Origin of the sequence: Rheinheimera sp., assembly GCF_037442525.1 — a bacterium.
GTDB lineage: Bacteria > Pseudomonadota > Gammaproteobacteria > Enterobacterales > Alteromonadaceae > Pararheinheimera.
The window spans coordinates 780764-796088 of sequence record NZ_JBBIQD010000001.1 but is presented as its reverse complement, the minus strand read 5'-3'; the positions used below and the strand labels follow the sequence as shown (position 1 = coordinate 796088).

Sequence of the window (15325 nt, the reverse complement as noted above, 5' to 3'; positions counted from 1 at the left end):
AACCGGATGACTGTTTTATCTCATAAACTGACGCTGTTGGCGGCGCTGGGCCTGAGTGCTTGTGCCACTGCCACCACAGCGCCGGCGGTGCAGCTGAGCACCGCTGAATTTAGGGTGCTGCCGGGCAATGAAGCGGTGCAATTGCTTGATCATCAAGGCAAAACTATCGGTCAGTGGGCCGGTCGCTTTGAACGCTTTAAACTGCTGCAAGGGCCGCAGCAAAGCTGGTTTGCTGCCGTAGACACTGAAACCAATCAAGTGCTGGTTGGCCAGAAGGAGGCGAACCAGCCTGCCCGAATTCTGCAGCAAACCAGCACACAACTGGTGGTGGATGACCTGTGCTGGTACTACAGCCAGGCCAATCAACAACTCAGTTTGTTTTTAATAGGTGATCGCGGCAATGGCGAGCAATGGTTGCTGGCGCAGGACGGAAAATGGCTGGAAAAAGCGTTGCCGGTGCGCAGCCTGAACCTGCCGACCAATGCCAGCGCCTGCGCTGTTGATCAGGCCAAAGGTCTGCTGTATCTGGCGGAAGGCGATACCGCACTCTGGGCTTATTCGGCTGAACTGGAGCAGGCGGAAGACCGTCAGCTGATTGACGTCCGGGCGCCCAAAGGCCATCTGAGCGGCGAAATCAAGGCGCTGGAGCTGACGGCTGAAGGGGACTTGCTGGCGCTGCACGCTGAACCTGCAGTGCTGTTGCGATACCAGGCTGGGGCTTTGGACCAGGCTCCAGTCAGGCAGACATTGCAGTTGGAAGAACCTGAGGTGCTGCAGTTGACACAACAAGGGCTCAGTGCCGGGGCGAGCGCCTCAACCCTGAGTCAGCTCAATAGCACAGACAAAGCCTGGCAGATGCAAAGCTCAAGTGTCACACCAGCTTTTTATCAGTTAAGTCCAACGCTGGAAACCGCCGCGGTCAGCTACCGCGGTGATGCAATAGATGACCCGGCGGTGTGGCAGCACCCCAGCGACCCGGCGAAAAGCCTGGTGCTGGCCACTGACAAAAGAGCTGGCCTGGCGGTGTACAGCATGCAAGGTGAGCAGCAGCAGTTTTTGCCGGTCGGCCGGGTGAACAATGTGGACTTGCGGTATGGCTTCCGTTATCAGGGCCAGACCCTGGCGCTGGCGGCAGCCAGCACCAGAGCGGACAATGGAATCCAGCTGTTTGGTATTGGCGCTGAGGGTAAAGTCAGCACCTTGGCGCGTATTCAGACCGGGCTGACGGATATTTACGGCCTCTGTATGTACCAGCCTGTCGGCAGCAAACAGTTTTATGTGTTTGCCAACAGCAAAGACGGCACAGTGGCTCAGTATCAAGTGACAGCAGCAGGTAAAACGCTCAGCGGCAAGCTGGTGCGCAGCCTGAAAGTGCCGTCTCAGCCTGAAGGTTGTGTCGCTGATGACCAGCACCATCGGCTCTATGTGGGGGAAGAGGATGTCGGCATCTGGCATTTTGACGCCAGAGCTACCGCTTCAACTGCTGGAGAACTGGTGATCAAAGCCGATGGCAATATGCTGGTGGCCGATGTCGAAGGCCTGGCTTTATGGCAGGCAGACCAGCCTTATCTGTTGGTGTCCAGTCAGGGCAATGACAGTTATGTGCTGTATCAGGCGACTGCACCTTACCAGGCTGTACTGCGTTTTCGCATTCGGCTGAACCCAGAGCTGGGTATTGATGGCAGCTCTGAGACCGATGGTCTGGAACTGACCACGCTGAACCTGGGGCCAGGTTTTGAGCAAGGCGCTATTCTGGTGCAGGATGGCCGCAACCGGATGCCGGAGCAAGGGCAGAATCTGAAATTGGTGCCACTTGAACAGCTTCAATCGTTGCTAAACAGCTTGAAACCGTCCGCCTCTGACAAACATAAATAAAAAGCCGCTAGATAGCAGCTCATGCCAGTCAGTTAAGCTGACTGGCATGTCTGTTTAGCAGCGACCTTTTTTCGCCTGACCCGGAGGGCAGTGTTTGCTTTGTTCTTCCACCACCACCACGGGCACTTTCACTTTGGGAGGCTCCACTTTGACTCTGGGGCCAACCACCTCACATCCAGTTAACCCAGACAGGGCCACTGTCGCGAGAAGACATATTACTTTGTTGCGCATCAGCGCTCTCCTTGTTATTGCTGTGGGCAAATGCTAGCTGCTTTGTGCAACAGACGCAAAGTCTGGTCTGTTAATCACCGCATCTGTGGCACCGGTGATAATGGCGTTTATGTTTTTTCGGGTGGCTGTGGTAATGCCGCTCCTCCACCACAATGACGGCTGGGGCAGGTTCAACCACAACTGCGGGTACGTACAGGCGTGGAGGCTCTATCCAGACGCTGGGGCCGGATACGGCGCAGCCGGATAACAAGATCACGGCAATAAATGGCACAAGGCTAAGACTTAATTTCTTCATGGCATGGCTCCTTAATCCGACAGGTAATAATCCACTGTGGCAACGACCCGTACTTTTTTGATGTAAGGGGTATTGCTGTCGCGGTCACTGATGCTGAACTGGCCCTGGCTGGCGGCTTTAATTTTGCCAAGCTGACTGTCGGAGTCGGTGGCAAACTTGCTGGCCACTTCGCGGGCGTTGCGGGTGGCTTCTTCAATCATGTCGGGTTTGATCTCATTCAGGCCGTTAAAAATAAACTCGGCCTTGCTGTCGTAATCCTGTCCGGCGACCGCAATGCCACTTTTACTGAGCTCCAGCAAACGGGTCATGGCCTGGTGGGCTAAATCGACATTGCTGCTGTACACAGTGACGGTCGAAGTAGCGCTGTAGCGCATTTGCCTGGCATTGGGATCGTAATAACCGGCTTGCCGGTCCACTATTTGGGGTGGTGCAACGGAAATTTCATTCGGGCTGAAGCCCTGCAGCTTTAAAAACGCCTGCACCTGTTCATTTTTGCGTTCAATGCTGGCCACCAGTTTGCTCAGATCATTATCCGCATCACTAAACTTCACCGGCCAAATCACGGTGTCGGCGGCCACTTCCCGCTCCGACAGACCTTTGACCTGTACCACCCGCTCCATGGCACGAAAATCCAGCACGGCGTTACCAAGGACTGCGGCTGCGCCAACCAGACCTGCGGAGACTATAGCGGCGGCGAGCCAAGGCTGTTGTTGCATAATTTCTCCTTTGTTGATATCGGCCAGTGTAGGTGGCCGAGACTGAATGCCGAATTAATCAAAATCAACCTGCACTCTGGTGTGTGGTGCGGTGCTTAATTACTATAAACGGCCAGACATCTTGGGGATTCTTTCTTATGCAGGTTGAACAACAGCAAATCACGCTCAATACGGCGACAGGCCCGATGCGGGTCTATCAGTACCAGCCCCTTGGAGCGGCACAATCCGGTAGCAGTTATCCGGCTGTGTTGTTTTATTCGGAGATTTTTCAGCAGACAGCGCCAATCAGCAGAACCGCCACTTTGTTGGCGTCTCACGGTTTAGTGGTGCTGGTGCCGGAAATTTTCCATGAATTAAACCCGGCAGGCACTGTGCTGGCTTACGACGACGCCGGCAAAGACAAAGGCAATCAGGACAAATGGAGCAAACCGCTGGAGCAGTACGATTCCGACAATCAGGCCATGCTGGCTTATCTGCAAAGCCTGCCGTATGTCCGCCCGGAAGTCGGTGCCTTTGGTGTCTGTATTGGGGGGCATCTGGCGTTTCGGGCTGCGCTGCAGCCACAAGTGAAAGCCGCTTATTGCCTGTATGCCACAGATTTGCACAGCAATACGCTGCCAACCCAGGGCGGGCAACAGACACTGGCGCTAAGTGCGCAAATTAAGGCCGAACTGGTGATGGTTTGGGGCAAACAAGACCCCCATGTGCCAGCAACAGGCCGGGCTGAAATCTACCGGCAATTGTCTGAAGCCGGGGTTAAGTTCAGCTGGTTTGAATACAATGCCGAACATGCCTTTATGCGGGATGAAGGGGCCCGTTATGATGCAGCTCTGGCAATGGAGAATTACTCCAGAGCAATTGCTCTATTTAAAATGATGTAAAAGTTTGTTAGGTTGTCACTCGATACTGACGTTGTTTTGGATAAAGGAATAAATGGAAATTATGAGAGTGATCGCCTCTTCTTTTATGGTTTTGTTTTTTATGTTTGCACAACCTGGTGCAGCAGCAACGAATGAACCTGATTTAACCACATTGTTGGCTCAGCATAGTACCTACACCGATGTCAAAATATCTCCTGATGGCAAGCATCTGGCCGCTGTGATCCGGGCCGAAGGCAGGCGTGCATTGCTCTTTATCGCTTTGGACGGCTTTCAGATGGTAGGGAGCGCCAAGTTCCCCGGTTTACTCGAGGTTGGAAGTTATCAGTGGGTGAATAACGAGCGTGTGGTGATTGAGTTAGCGGAATCGAGCCCCTGGAGCGAAGAACCGCTGTATTATGGTGAACTTTTTGCGGTCAATTACGACGGCAAAAAATCGGAACTCATTTTTGGTTACCGTGCCGGAGAACAGCAGATAGGAACCCGTTTTAAGGCGAAAGAAGGTCGTCGCGCCTGGGCACGTGTGGTCGATACCTTAGAGAAGGATGACGACAATATCCTGATCACCGCCACCAACTGGAGCGCCAGCGGTGATGGTATGGCCGAGATCCTCAAGCTGAATGTCTACACTGGCGCGACCAAGCGTCTGGCAGCGGCGCCTGCACCTTATTCCCGAATTATTACCAATGCGCAGGGAGAGCCCAGGGTGGCGGTCACGACCACCAAAAATTACCTGCAAGATGTCTATCTCAGGGAACAGGATCAATGGACTAAATTACCGGACCAATGGTTTGGTGAAGCGGTCAAAGTTGTGGCCGTCAGCGCATCGGATGACAGCTTGATTTTACTTGATCAGAAAGACACTCCGATGCCAGCTCTGAGCAGGATGGATTTTCAAGGTCAACGCAAAACCATTTTCACCGATGCAAAAGTTGGTATTACTGATGTTGAGCTGACCAAACAGGACCAACAGCCCTATGCATTGCGTTTAGATGACGGTTATCCGGATTATGTCTTGCTGGATAAAAAGCGGGTGGAAAGCCAGCTGTTTAAAGAATTGGCCTCAGCATTTCCGGGCGAAGTGCTGACCATTACCAGTCGCAGTTCAGATGATAATACCTGGATTATTTATGCCTACAGCGACATCAGTCCAGGCGCTTATTACCTGTATCAGAAAAAGGAGAATTCGCTACGTAAGTTGTTGGACCGGAAACCTGAGTTGTTGCAGCGCAAATGGTCGGCAACAGAGGCCATCAGTTATACCTCATTTGACGGGTTACCCATTCAGGGGTATCTGACCAAAGCGAATAAAGCACAAAGTAAAGCCCTGGTGGTGTTGGTGCATGGTGGTCCACATGGCGTGCGTGACTACTGGGGCTTCGACGAAGAAGTACAGCTACTGAGTCAAAGCGGTTACAACGTGCTGCAGGTGAATTACCGGGGCTCGGGCGGTTATGGCGCCGGGTTCCAGCAGGCCGGTTATCTGCAGTGGGGAGATGCGATCCAAAAAGATATCAGTGCCGGTGTGCGTTATCTGACGGCACAGGGCGTTGCCAGCGCTGACCAGGTGTGCATTATGGGCGGCTCTTTTGGCGGCTACTCAGCCATTCAGTCTGCGGCTGTGGAACCAGATCTGTACCGCTGCGCTATTGGTGTTGCTGGAGTGTATGATTTGGAGCTGATGAAATCCGATGGGGACATACCGTTGCGCTCTTTCGGTATCGCTTATCTTGACCTGGTATTGGGGACGGATCCTGCGAAAATGCGAGCATTCTCACCAGCTCATAACGCCAGTTCTATCAAGGCACCATTGCTGGTGATCCACGGTAAACACGACAAGCGGGCACCTTACAGCCAGGCTCAGGCGCTGCGTACCGCACTGGATAAACACAATAAAACTTATCAGTGGTTAGAGTTTGATGATGAAAGCCATGGCTTTTATGACCCGCAAAACCGGGCTCAGTACTTCCATGCTGCGCTGAGCTTTTTACAGCAACACCTTAAGCCCTGATCCGGCTGGCGGAAAGCAGGCGGGCTGGTTTACACTAGCCCGTCTTTTTTTGGGTCAGGAATAATCCGCGTGTATTGTGCACAATTTGTTGCAGGACGTTGCCGTTCCTGCACTGAAATAGAACTGGATTATTCAGAGCAGTTGCAGCACAAACAACAGCAATGGCTGACCTTGCTTGAACCTTTTACGCCAGATCAGGTGCTCGCTCCTTATCCCAGTCCACAATCTGCCTTCAGAACCAAAGCGAAAATGGTGGTCTCCGGGACCGCAGAACAGCCTGTATTGGGTTTGATGCATAGTTCAGGCGAAGCCGTCGATTTAACCTCCTGTCTGTTGTACCCAACCGCCTTTGCGCCAGCATTTGCACTGGTGCAGCAATTTATTCAGCGCGCCAGATTGCAGCCTTATCAGGTGGCTGAACGCAAAGGTGAGTTGAAATTTATTCTGCTCAGTCAATCCAGTTTCAGTGGCCGCTTTATGCTGAGGTTTGTGCTGCGCTCACAAAACCATCTGGCGTCCATTCGCAAACATTTGCCCTGGTTACAGCAACAATGGCCGGAGCTGGAGCTTTGTTCGGTCAATCTGCAACCTGTGGCGATGGCTCAACTGGAAGGGGACACCGAAATTCTGCTGACTGATACGCCTTATCTGGCAGAGCAGTTGAATCAGGTGCCTTTGTACCTGACTCCGCAAAGCTTTTTCCAGACGAATCCGGCTGTGGCTGCCGCCTTGTACCAGAGTGCGGTGGACTGGACGACACACTTGCCGCTGCAGTCGGTCTGGGATTTGTTTTGTGGCGTGGGTGGTTTTGGTTTGCATCTGGCCAGCAGCAGACCAGGCATTCAACTGACCGGTATTGAAATATCTGCTTCGGCTATTGCCAGTGCCCGCAAAGCAGCCGCTGAACTGCAACTGGAGCAGCCGGAATTTATGGCACTGGATGCCAATGCCTTTGCGATGGCGCAGCAGCAGGCGCCGGATTTATTACTGGTGAACCCACCACGCCGTGGTTTGGGCCCGGCCCTGTGCCAGCAGTTGCTGCAGCTGGCACCAGCCTATCTATTGTATTCCAGCTGCAACCCTCACAGCCTGGCAAAGGACTTAGCCCAGCTGACATTGGACTACCGTCTGATAAAGGCCCGCCTCTTTGATATGTTCCCGCATAGCCAACATGCCGAAGTACTGGTATTGCTCAGCAAAAAATAATTTCCATCTTTCTGTTTTTGTTTCTGAACTGCTGCTAGTTTTTATCAGAATTATCATATACCTGATCAATTTTTAGTTCGGAACAAGGAGAGCCAAGGATGCGTAAGAACCTGCCTGTCACCGCAGTGGAGCGGACCTTTCCCAAAGAACAACAACTGATTTCATCAACCGATATCAAAGGCAGCATTCAGCATGTTAACGATGCTTTTGTGGCGATCAGCGGGTTTTCGCGGGAAGAGTTAATAGGGAAACCGCACAATATTGTGCGGCACCCCGATATGCCCGAAGCGGCTTTTCGCACCATGTGGGGCTATTTGCAGCAAGGCAAACCCTGGATGGGGCTGGTGAAAAACCGCTGCAAAAATGGGGATTATTATTGGGTCAATGCGTATGTCACTCCTATCACAGAACATGGCAAAGTGGTGGGGTATGAATCTGTCCGTACTTTGCCCAGCCGGGAGCAGGTCAGCCGGGCTGATGCATTGTATCAGGCGATTAATCAGGGCAAAAAAATGCGCCAGGTCAGTGCCGAATGGCCAAACGACATGAAGTGGGAACTGCTGCCATTGGCTTTGGTACTTATCAGTGCCTTATTGTGGCTATGGCAAGGGCCAGCCTGGGCTGCGGGTGGTTTCTTACTCAGTACCCTGTCCGCCATTTTATTAGGGGTCAGCCGCTACAGAGGGGCGCTTGGCAAGTTAAGGTCGCTGAACCCCAGCCCTTTTATGGATGATTTGGCGGTGTTGTCCTACACCGAAGACAGTGGCTTGCTTGGCAAGCTGGAGGTGGCGTTATTAGCTGAGCTCGCGCACTTAAATGCGGTGATTACCCGGATTGAAGACTCATCGACCACAGTGGCCAAACAGTCCAGCCATGTGATGAAACGGTCCGTCGAAGCGGCCGACAGTATCCGTCAGCAGCAACAACAGACGGAGCAGGTGGCAACAGCTATGCATGAAATGACTACCACCATTGCAGAAGTGTCTGCTCATGTGCAGGACACCGCGACTCAGGCTGATGATGCGGATCAACTGGCCCGACAGGGGGCGCAGGTGGCAGGACAGGCCCGCCAGGCTATTGTGCAGCTGCAACACACAGTGAATAACATCAGCAGCTCGGTAGGGGACCTGGCGCAGCAAACCTCCACTATTGTGTCTGCCGCGCAGATGATTGAACAAATAGCGGAACAGACCAACCTGCTGGCACTGAATGCCGCTATCGAAGCCGCCCGGGCCGGTGATCAGGGCCGTGGTTTTGCTGTGGTGGCTGACGAAGTGCGTCAACTGGCGTCCCGCACCACCAACTCCACCAAAGAGATTTTCAGCATTATTCAGCAGTTGTCCGACAAAGCCAAAGCGGCGGTAACGGTGGCTCAGGGCGGGCAACAAGACGCAGAGCAGGGCGTGGCGCAGGTCAATCAGACAGAACAAATGTTGTCTGGTATTACCGCTGCAGTGACCAGCATTGCCACTATGGCCGGCCAGATGGCTGCAGCGGTGGAAGAACAGGCGCATGTGGCGGAGGATATCAATCAGCAACTGGTCAGTATTTCCGATTTGGCGGTCAGCTCCTTGAAAAACGGCAATGCGGTCAGTGAGCTGGGCCGGGATTTACAGACGACCTCTGAGCAACTGCATGAACTGGTCGAGCGTTTTCGTAAATAATTGAACAGTGCAAGAGCTGTAGCCAACGGGCTATTGGCCCTGTCCCGCCACTTTCCCTGATTAATGGCGGCAAGCATCCGGCTGTTGGATGCTAAGCCGCTGCCATTGATACCCTGCATTTTTGCGTGTTAACACAAACACCTGGCCATAATCCTGCTCTGTGAGTTCTGGCGCGGGTTGGCTGCTGAGCTGGCTGAGCAGTTCTGGGACTGTATTGCTGTGACCGGCAATTAATGTGGTTTCTGTGCTCTGTTGCAGAGCGTTGATGACAGGACCGAAGTCTGCAGGCGGGTAGCTGTGCTGCGTAGCATCTGGCCAGGTGGAGGCCATCAATGCGGCGGTTTCCCTGGTGCGGTTCAGGCCACTATGCCAAACCTGTTGCAGCGGCACATTCAGTAAAGCTGCCATTGCTTTGGCTTGTTGCTGGCCACACAAAGATAAATGCGGGTCGCTTTTGCCTGCTTCTTTTTCCGCATGACGCACCACCACAATTTGCTCTGGCCAGGCCTGCAGTTGCAGGCAGGTCGCCACAGACAACAACACTATTAATTTTTTCACCGCTGATAACCCCTTTTAGCCGGCTGGTTCGTCTAATTCACAAACAAGCCATGGAGAAGAATGATGATGAGCATATCTCAAGCGAAAACCAGTCAGCAATTTGCTGTCGCTATTACTGGTGCCGCAGCAGTGACTTTTTTTCTATTTGTACTGATGCAGGCCTTATTGGGCCAGCACGCTGTTCCTGTGTTCCATATCAATTCAGAGCCTGTTGTCCTTTCATTGGTCAGGCCTGATACAGAGCCAGAAAAACACAAAGCTGCTTTGCCTGTGTTGCCACCGCCGGTACAACCACCTGTGATTGCAAGAAACATTGGGGGTGAAGGGACTGGCCCTGAACTTGTTACCGAACCTCCACGGATCGAGCCGCCTTCGTTTTCGGATGAGCCTGCAGCAGGATTACAGGACAAAGCAGCCTTGCCCCTGGTTCGGATTGAACCGAAATACCCGGTGCAAGCCGCCCGTGACGGTATTCAGGGCTGGGTAAAACTGAGTTATTCCATTGATAGTGCAGGCCAGGTTACCAATGTTCAGGTGCTGGAGGCAGAACCCAAACGGGTGTTTGAGCGTGAAGCTATCCGGGCTTTACAGCAATGGAAATATCAGCCACAAATGACAGAAGGCAAAGCCGTGGCTCAACATGGTTTGGTGGTGCAACTGGATTTTGGCCTGGATGCTCAGTAGTCGCAGTGGAGGTGGGTATGGACAGCATAAGCAGAACTGCAGAAGCCAGAGACAGCTGTGCTGAACTGGAATTGCATCGGGCAACTCAGCGTGGTTCGCAGGATGTAGCGACATTGGTCAGATTGCATGGGCAGCCGCTGTATTACTTTCTGCTGCGGCAATGCCCCGCGGATCTGGCTGCTGACATTTGCCAACAAAGCTGGTTGCGAGTGATGGAAGCGTGTCATCAGTTCGAAGGGCAAAGCAGTTTTAAAACCTGGTTATTTAGTATCGCTCGCCATCTATTGCAGGATGAAATACGCCGGCGTCAGCGCTGGCGCTGGTTTCATGAACCGGTAGAGCCAGAAGCCGCTGAACAACCTGAACTGGAGCTGCAACTGGCTCAGGAACAGCAGCGGTTTCGCAGGGCTATGGCTGGTTTGCCCAGAGTGCAACGTGAAGCTCTGCTGTTACAGCTGGAAGGTTTTAGTCTGATGGCGATCAGCGACATTTGTCAGGTGGGGCAAGAAACCATCAAAAGCCGTTTGCGTTATGCCAAAGCCGCTATGGCACAACAGTTAGGAGTGGATCATGAGTAAGCTCGATAACAAACTGCAGCAGTTATATGACGCAGACAAAGCCACAGTAGCTATGCCTGCTCAGTTGCAGCAGCAATTGTCAGGCTTAAACCGGCGCAGCAAATCGCCGCACTATTGGCCCCAGGCAGCCGCAGCTGTGCTGGCGATACTGGCACTGGCTTATGTCTGGCAGCAGGACAGTTATTACCAAATTCAGACAGTGCAGCAGGCCGGCTACCACCAGGTGCAATTGCATCAGCTCACTGAACATACCGACTCCGCGCAGCCTGAACGCTGGCAACAGCGTTATCAGCAGTATGAACAGGCAAAACAGACCTTAGCGCAACAACAGGCGCTGGTCGGGCAGTTGTTGTTTGAACAGCAGCAGTGGCAGGTAGCGGTTTGTGACCAGTTGCTGGTGAAGCTGGATCAGCAATTGGCGGAACAGTTACGTCAGGATCAGAGCTGGCGGCAGGGGCAAACCGTTGAGCTGGTGCGTGGGCAGCAAGGCCAGATCCTGGCTATTCGCAGCAGTGAGCGGGCGCTGCACTGCGCAGCTGGCTGAAACCTGCGGCTGGTTAAACTTAAAGCCCAGCTGGACCCGCAGGCAAAATTCATTACACTGCCTGTAGTTTTTGCTGGAGTCTGTTTTGATGTCGTTTGACCCTTTACGTTATGTGGCGGCGTACCCGGCCGGTATTCAGCAGCAAGTGATGCAGCTGGTGGAACAGGGCCGGCTGGCCGTGGTGCTGCAAGGGCGTTACCCTGAACCCCCTCACAGTATCCAGACCGATCAGGCACTGTATCAACTGACCCAACAACTGAAACAGCGCTATCTGAAATCCAGCGCCCCGCTCAGTAAAGTCTGCTTTGATGCCAAATTGCACCTGGATAACAGCCTGGGGCTGCACAGTCAGATCAGCAGGGTGCAGGGCTCGAAGCTGAAATCAAAAAATGAAATCCGTATCAGTGCTTTGTTTAAAAAACTGCCGTTGTCGTTGTTGCAGATGGTGGTGGTGCATGAACTGGCGCATCTGAAGGAAAAAGATCACAACAAAGCTTTTTACCAATTGTGCCAGCACATGGAACCCCAGTATCATCAACTGGAGTTTGATTTACGGCTTTTTCTGACCCTGAGGCATCTGGAGACCCGCTTATGACTCAACCGGACTGCACACAGCTGTTTGTTTATGGTTTGCTGACCTTCCCTGTGATCACCAAAGCGCTGACCGGGCACGACTTTCAACAGTCAGAGGCGCTGTTACCAGGCTACCGGCGTTTTGGCTTGAGTAAAGATCTGGATGCGGGTTCAGTCCCTGTCTTGATGGCCGACAGCCAGGCAGAGCAAGTGGGTGTGCTGTTATCAGGTGTGACGGCAGAGGACCTGGCCATTCTGGATTTTTTTGAAGAAATCGACGGCGGTTTGTACCGGCGTGAGCTGGTACGGGTCTATGCCAATCAGCAATGGCAGCATGCCTGGGTTTATTTAGCCGGGCCGCAACTGGCTCCTTTTGCGGTGGGGCAGTGGCAACCTGAGCAGGTCAGTGCGGCCCAGTTGCAACAGCTGGCAGAACAACAAATTCCTGAACTTTTGCAGCAGTACCAGCTGATGCAAAACATGACTAACAGCAGGGGCGAAGCTCCGAATTAAGGGTTCTGGTGTGAGATTAACTGTATTACTGGCGGGCGCCTTCTGTTTGTTTTCCCTCCAGTCTGTGGCGGCGCCTGTGGAGCAGCTGGCCAAAGAGTTTGACCAACATTTCCGGCAGCAACTTAAAAAGGCCAATGTGCCGGGTGCGGCCTATGCCATTGTCAAAGACAATCAAATTATCAAAGTCGGTGCTTATGGTGTGCGCTCTGTGGGCAGCAAAGCCAAAGTGGATGCTTACACTGTATTCCGGTTGGCGTCTGTGTCCAAAACATTTACCGGGCAGCTGGCTTCTATGCTGGTGCATCAGGGCCGCTTTCAGTGGCAGGACCCTGTCACCCGCTATGTTCCGGCGTTCTCCTTTAAAAGTGCCAGCCAGACCAAAGCTCTGAAAGTGGAGCATCTGGTGTCGCAAAGTACAGGTGTGTTTCCCAATACCTATGATGATTTGATCGAAGCGAACCAGACCCCTAAACAGATCCTGCCGAAATTCCGCTACCTGAATCCGCGTTGCACGCCGGGTAAATGTTACGGTTACCAGAATGTGATGTTCAGCCTGATTGAACCTGTGATGGAGAAAACCACAGGCCAGAGTTTTGAGAGCCTGATGGAACAAAAGTTGTTTAAGCCACTGAAAATGCCAACCGCTTCAGTGGGGTATTCGGCTTTTCTGGCGTCGAAAAACCGGGCCATGCCTCATATTCGGGTCAAACGGGGCTGGGCTGAAACCAAAGTCAATCCCAGTTATTACCGGGTGAACCCGGCGGCTGGTGTGAACGCCAGTGTGATGGATATGAGTCAATGGCTGATGGCACAGCTGGGGCAATATCCGGCTGTGTTATCGCCTGTGATGCTGCAGGATGTGCGGCAAAAACGAGTGAAGGTTGCCAATGATTTAGGGGGCCGCACCTGGGGGCAGTATGTCAGCACCTCGCATTATGGCTTAGGGCTCAGAATTTTTAACTTTGCCGGCAATGAAGTGTTTTATCACGGCGGCTGGGTCAAAGGTTACCGTACCGAGATGGCGTATTCGAAACAAAAAGGTGTGGGTCTGGTGGTGCTGATTAATGCAGAAACCAATCTGGTGGGCGACTTATCCACTTATTTCTGGTCCAGGCTACTCAATGCCAAACCTCAGACCAAAAAGAAAATGGCCGCCTTAATGCAACCAGAAATGCTGCCAGAAGCGGCAGAAGATCCAGTGGGGTTCGAAATAGCGGAGTAGAGTGAGGCAGAACTGCTGCTATAATCAGAAATCGTAACTTATTCATAATCAAGGAATATCAGTTCGTATGTCCAATGGAGCCCAGAGTCAATCCGGTTATGTTAAAACAGTCAAAACCTTGCTGAGCAAAATCCATGATCTGACCCCGATCAATGATTCCGTCTATGAAGTGGCCACCGACTATTTTCGTCATGCCAAACAGCAGGAAGAGAAACACCAGCAACTGGTGCTGCAAATTCGTCAGCTGGAACAGAAACTGGAGCAGGGCGATAAAAGTGAGGCACTGCAAAAACAACTGGCAGAAGCAACCTCGGCGTACAAACTTTATTTGCGCATGCTGGATGACAGCCGGGTTGAGCGGTTCAGAGCCCTGAAAGCCATTTGTCTGGCGATACTGGAGCTGTCAGAAGGCGACAGTTTTGAAGAGACCAACCAGCTGAGCTCCAAACTCTTGGGCACCATTCAGTTGTTATCCCCCAGTTCCGGTAAATACATGGCGTCGGTGAACCAGCGGCATAAACATTTATACAAAGGTATTCTGAGCCTGCGTTTACTGGACAGGTTACTGCTCGACAATGAACTGCAGAATGACTATGTACTGGCGAAAGTCAGGGCAGAAAAGGAAAAACTGGACTTACCGGATATGGGGTACGGTGGGCAGTATTCGCCTTTTAAACACGATGTTCAGATCCCGTTGCTGATGGCGGCGCTGTTGCAGGATATTGGCACTTTCCATCCTGAAGCCTTGCAAATTCTGCGGGGGCCTGAGGGGGACCTGAATGAGTTTCGCGTACTGGACGACGCAGACAGGGTGGAGCTACTGAAGATCAACTATCAGGAAACCCTGAACTACGTGGTCAAAGGCCTGGCCTGCGACCGCTATGTCGGCAATTCCAAAGAAGAGCGCGACCTGTTTAATAAAAACGAGCAGGATAAGCTGAACTTTGTGTTTACCTTGCTAAAGAACGCCATCAAGCCAGAAGGTGGGGTGGGCAATCTGCTGAAAATTCCGCAAATCTATACCTCTGTGGTGTTGTCAACCAAAGCGAACCACAACTACGAGTCGTTACCTAAAGCGGCTCTGGTGTTACAAAGTGGGGTGGAACGAGGCTATTACCACAAGGCTGCAGTAGAAGCCCTTCTGCAAATCACCGGCATGTTTCCGCAGGGCTTTGGTATTACCTATATTCCAAAAGACTCCGACAAGCGTGATATGGACAGATACGAGTATGCCATTGTGGTGTCTTTGTATCCGGCCGCTGCCGATATGCCTATTTGCCGGGTGGCCACCCGCAATCTGACCTTTAGTCAGACAGCATCAAATCTGGTGATCAGTGTTGAGAACAACCTGTACTTCCCGCAGGCGCGGAAAAAACTGGAAGTGATGAGCAAAGAGCGGCTGCTGGAAATACTCAGCAAACTGGTGTCCAATTTTGAAGAGCGCAAGAATATGGATCTGCTGCCCAAATGCTGGTATCCGGACGAGTATTTTTCTTACGGCAAACACCAGAATCTGTGGAACAAAACCACGACAGTGTCGAACTGACAGCGTCGTGCTGAAAAAAAAGCCCGGCAATAAGCCGGGCGAAAAAAGCGGTCCAGGGAGATAGTGGTAACCGCTTGCGCTAGTACAGGGTAACCAGGTCTTACAACACAGGAGATCAATCTGTAGCCAGCCACGTATCGACCTCCGTTTGGGAAAAATGTTCAATTTATTGTGCTGACTTGCAGTTTCTCTGTGTTCAATAACGGCAGATAGCTCAATAACGGCAGTCTA

Annotated in this window: 16 protein-coding genes; 12 read left to right on the top strand and 4 right to left on the bottom strand. The window is 52.4% G+C overall.

Translation table 11 applies throughout. The annotated features are described in order from the left end of the window. The first annotated feature begins 6 nt into the window (after positions 1-6). On the top strand, positions 7-1875 hold the full coding sequence (locus WKJ03_RS03725) for a phytase (protein WP_337840810.1): 1869 nt from the start codon (positions 7-9) through the stop codon (positions 1873-1875). Positions 1876-1929: 54 nt separating this feature from the next. Here WKJ03_RS03725 and WKJ03_RS03720 read toward each other — a convergent pair whose 3' ends face one another. From WKJ03_RS03720 to WKJ03_RS03710, 3 genes are all read right to left on the bottom strand, one after another. Continuing rightward, a complete protein-coding gene (locus tag WKJ03_RS03720) occupies positions 1930-2106 on the bottom strand; it encodes a hypothetical protein (protein WP_337840809.1) in 177 nt (58 codons plus the stop codon). Positions 2107-2176: 70 nt separating this feature from the next. After that, positions 2177-2401 carry a hypothetical protein gene (locus WKJ03_RS03715; protein ID WP_337840808.1) on the bottom strand — a complete coding sequence of 75 codons (225 nt, stop codon included), beginning with the start codon at positions 2399-2401 and terminating at the stop codon, positions 2177-2179. A gap of 11 nt (positions 2402-2412) precedes the next feature. After that, on the bottom strand, positions 2413-3117 hold the full coding sequence (locus WKJ03_RS03710) for an SIMPL domain-containing protein (protein ID WP_337840807.1): 705 nt from the start codon (positions 3115-3117) through the stop codon (positions 2413-2415). A 137-nt stretch (positions 3118-3254) separates the two neighbouring features. Between WKJ03_RS03710 and WKJ03_RS03705 the strand changes: the two genes are divergently transcribed. The 4 genes from WKJ03_RS03705 to WKJ03_RS03690 all read left to right on the top strand — a co-directional run bounded on the left by WKJ03_RS03705 (position 3255) and on the right by WKJ03_RS03690 (position 8876). After that, on the top strand, positions 3255-3998 hold the full coding sequence (locus tag WKJ03_RS03705) for a dienelactone hydrolase family protein (protein ID WP_337840806.1): 744 nt from the start codon (positions 3255-3257) through the stop codon (positions 3996-3998). Between the two features lie 52 nt (positions 3999-4050). Beyond that, on the top strand, positions 4051-6006 hold the full coding sequence (locus WKJ03_RS03700) for a S9 family peptidase (protein ID WP_337840805.1): 1956 nt from the start codon (positions 4051-4053) through the stop codon (positions 6004-6006). A gap of 69 nt (positions 6007-6075) precedes the next feature. After that, positions 6076-7212: a 23S rRNA (uracil(747)-C(5))-methyltransferase RlmC gene (rlmC, locus tag WKJ03_RS03695; protein WP_337840804.1), complete on the top strand. Its 1137-nt coding sequence runs from the start codon at positions 6076-6078 to the stop codon at positions 7210-7212. A gap of 98 nt (positions 7213-7310) precedes the next feature. Further along, positions 7311-8876 (top strand): PAS domain-containing methyl-accepting chemotaxis protein, encoded by a 1566-nt coding sequence (locus WKJ03_RS03690; protein WP_337840803.1) that lies wholly within the window; start codon positions 7311-7313, stop codon positions 8874-8876. Between the two features lie 60 nt (positions 8877-8936). On the opposite strand, the gene WKJ03_RS03685 is transcribed toward WKJ03_RS03690, so the two are convergent. After that, positions 8937-9434 (bottom strand): phosphoglycerate mutase family protein, encoded by a 498-nt coding sequence (locus WKJ03_RS03685; RefSeq protein ID WP_337840802.1) that lies wholly within the window; start codon positions 9432-9434, stop codon positions 8937-8939. Positions 9435-9497: 63 nt separating this feature from the next. Here WKJ03_RS03685 and WKJ03_RS03680 point away from each other — a divergent pair, with 63 nt between their 5' ends. The 7 genes from WKJ03_RS03680 (at position 9498) to WKJ03_RS03650 (ending at position 15094) form a co-directional block, all read left to right on the top strand. After that, positions 9498-10118, top strand: a complete 621-nt coding sequence (locus WKJ03_RS03680) for a TonB family protein (protein WP_337840801.1) — start codon at positions 9498-9500, stop codon at positions 10116-10118. Positions 10119-10135: 17 nt separating this feature from the next. After that, entirely contained in the window at positions 10136-10696 is a 561-nt protein-coding gene (locus tag WKJ03_RS03675; RefSeq protein WP_337840800.1) for a sigma-70 family RNA polymerase sigma factor, read from the top strand. Then, positions 10689-11240: a hypothetical protein gene (locus WKJ03_RS03670; protein WP_337840799.1), complete on the top strand. Its 552-nt coding sequence runs from the start codon at positions 10689-10691 to the stop codon at positions 11238-11240. The genes WKJ03_RS03675 and WKJ03_RS03670 overlap by 8 nt, the downstream gene beginning before the upstream one ends. An 88-nt stretch (positions 11241-11328) precedes the next feature. Next, positions 11329-11835 carry a M48 family metallopeptidase gene (locus tag WKJ03_RS03665; protein WP_337840798.1) on the top strand — a complete coding sequence of 169 codons (507 nt, stop codon included), beginning with the start codon at positions 11329-11331 and terminating at the stop codon, positions 11833-11835. Beyond that, positions 11832-12326 carry a gamma-glutamylcyclotransferase family protein gene (locus tag WKJ03_RS03660; protein ID WP_337840797.1) on the top strand — a complete coding sequence of 165 codons (495 nt, stop codon included), beginning with the start codon at positions 11832-11834 and terminating at the stop codon, positions 12324-12326. The genes WKJ03_RS03665 and WKJ03_RS03660 overlap by 4 nt, the downstream gene beginning before the upstream one ends. 10 nt (positions 12327-12336) lie before the next feature. Further along, positions 12337-13548 (top strand): serine hydrolase domain-containing protein, encoded by a 1212-nt coding sequence (locus tag WKJ03_RS03655; RefSeq protein WP_337840796.1) that lies wholly within the window; start codon positions 12337-12339, stop codon positions 13546-13548. Positions 13549-13615: 67 nt separating this feature from the next. Beyond that, a complete protein-coding gene (locus tag WKJ03_RS03650) occupies positions 13616-15094 on the top strand; it encodes a hypothetical protein (protein WP_337840795.1) in 1479 nt (492 codons plus the stop codon). The last annotated feature ends 231 nt before the right edge of the window (positions 15095-15325 follow it).

Excerpts from the sequence above, each read along its gene's own strand:
- WKJ03_RS03725 (WP_337840810.1), top strand. The coding sequence starts at position 7 with ATGACTGTTTTATCTCATAAACTGACGCTGTTGGCGGCGCTGGGCCTG.
- WKJ03_RS03720 (WP_337840809.1), bottom strand. The coding sequence starts at position 2,106 with ATGCGCAACAAAGTAATATGTCTTCTCGCGACAGTGGCCCTGTCTGGG.
- WKJ03_RS03715 (WP_337840808.1), bottom strand. The coding sequence starts at position 2,401 with ATGAAGAAATTAAGTCTTAGCCTTGTGCCATTTATTGCCGTGATCTTG.
- WKJ03_RS03710 (WP_337840807.1), bottom strand. The coding sequence starts at position 3,117 with ATGCAACAACAGCCTTGGCTCGCCGCCGCTATAGTCTCCGCAGGTCTG.
- WKJ03_RS03705 (WP_337840806.1), top strand. The coding sequence starts at position 3,255 with ATGCAGGTTGAACAACAGCAAATCACGCTCAATACGGCGACAGGCCCG.
- WKJ03_RS03700 (WP_337840805.1), top strand. The coding sequence starts at position 4,051 with ATGGAAATTATGAGAGTGATCGCCTCTTCTTTTATGGTTTTGTTTTTT.
- WKJ03_RS03690 (WP_337840803.1), top strand. The coding sequence starts at position 7,311 with ATGCGTAAGAACCTGCCTGTCACCGCAGTGGAGCGGACCTTTCCCAAA.
- WKJ03_RS03680 (WP_337840801.1), top strand. The coding sequence starts at position 9,498 with ATGATGAGCATATCTCAAGCGAAAACCAGTCAGCAATTTGCTGTCGCT.
- WKJ03_RS03675 (WP_337840800.1), top strand. The coding sequence starts at position 10,136 with ATGGACAGCATAAGCAGAACTGCAGAAGCCAGAGACAGCTGTGCTGAA.
- WKJ03_RS03670 (WP_337840799.1), top strand. The coding sequence starts at position 10,689 with ATGAGTAAGCTCGATAACAAACTGCAGCAGTTATATGACGCAGACAAA.
- WKJ03_RS03665 (WP_337840798.1), top strand. The coding sequence starts at position 11,329 with ATGTCGTTTGACCCTTTACGTTATGTGGCGGCGTACCCGGCCGGTATT.
- WKJ03_RS03660 (WP_337840797.1), top strand. The coding sequence starts at position 11,832 with ATGACTCAACCGGACTGCACACAGCTGTTTGTTTATGGTTTGCTGACC.
- WKJ03_RS03650 (WP_337840795.1), top strand. The coding sequence starts at position 13,616 with ATGTCCAATGGAGCCCAGAGTCAATCCGGTTATGTTAAAACAGTCAAA.